This window comes from Halobacillus sp. BBL2006, from assembly GCF_000786645.1.
Lineage (GTDB): Bacteria > Bacillota > Bacilli > Bacillales > Halobacillaceae > Halobacillus.
In genome coordinates, this window is sequence record NZ_JRNX01000435.1 from 1 (window position 1) to 1,458 (window position 1,458).

Annotated in this window: 1 protein-coding gene; it reads right to left on the minus strand. The window is 45.4% G+C overall.

From position 1 onward, the window contains the following. Nucleotides 1–132: 132 nt before the first annotated feature. The coding region (pruA, locus tag LD39_RS13030) for an L-glutamate gamma-semialdehyde dehydrogenase (protein WP_035547510.1) at nt 133–1,458 on the minus strand (1,326 nt) is incomplete at its 5' end.

Here is a 1,458-nt window from a genome sequence, read left to right on the forward strand (position 1 = left end):
TTTATATTTCTTTTTGCGCATTTCCAAATATTGATGATTTACTCTATATTTACTTTTGTTATTATGTACGTTTTGAAAAAAATAATCCTCTTTCTGCAAATGGAAGAAAGAGGATTATTTGATTATCTTGCTTTAAAGCATTTCAGATGTCGTTTTACCTTGCATGTGGTGGATTAAGTAGTCCGGTCCGCCTGCTTTGGAGTCTGTTCCAGACATATTGAATCCGCCAAATGGGTGGTAGCCAACGATGGCGGCTGTACATCCGCGGTTAAAGTAGAGGTTTCCGACATGGAAATCTTCACGAGCTTGTTCGATGTGCTTACGGTTGTTGGATATGACCGCACCTGTCAGGCCATACTCGGTATTGTTTGCGATTTCCATAGCTTCATCAAATGACTTCGCTTTTGTGAAACCGACGACTGGTCCAAAAATTTCTTCCTGCATAATCTTTGCATCAGGTTTCAGGTCAGCAATAACGGTTGGCTCGATGAACCATCCCTTACTATCATCCCCTTTACCACCTGCCATCAGCTTGCCTTCTTCTTTTCCAATGCTAATGTAGTCCATGATCTTGTCATACGCTCCCTGGTCAATCACAGGTCCCATGTAATGGCTGTTGTCTGTCGGATCGCCGTAATTGACGTGTTCTTTCGTCTTATGAACGACACGGTCAAGCAGCTCGTCGTAAACATCTTCATGTGCAACGACGCGGGAACAAGCAGAACACTTTTGCCCGGAGAAACCGAAAGCAGAATATGTGATTGCATCCGCCGCCAATTCAAGATCAGAGTCTTTATCGACAACGATTGTATCTTTACCACCCATTTCGATGATCGTGCGCTTCAGCCATTTTTGACCTTCGTGAACTTTAGCGGCACGTTCAAAAATGCGTGTACCGACTTCACGTGAACCTGTGAAGCTGATAAAACGGGTACGCGGGTGATCGACGAGATAGTCGCCCACTTCTTTCCCGCTTCCTGGAATATAATTGATAACACCTGCTGGAAGACCTGCTTCTTCAAGAACTTCCATCATTTTATAAGCAATGATTGGTGTCGAGCTTGCTGGTTTAAGTAACACGGTGTTCCCGGATACCATGGAGGCAACCGTCGTTCCGCACATGATGGCGAAAAGGAAGTTCCATGGGGAGATGACAACTCCTACACCGAGTGGAATGTAGTGGAAACGGTTGTTTTCGATCGGACGGGAATTTATCTCCACGCCTTTGTCAATCTCAAGCATTTGACGTCCGTAAAACTCCATAAAATCAATTGCTTCAGCTGTGTCTGCATCCGCTTCCTTCCAAGGCTTCCCACCCTCTTTAATCAGATGCGCAGTGAATTCATGCTTACGACGGCGGACGATCGCTGCAGCACGGAATAAAATATCCGCACGGAACTGGGCTTTAGTCTTACGCCACCAGTCGAACGTTTCGTCTGCAATTCGGTGAGCTTTCTC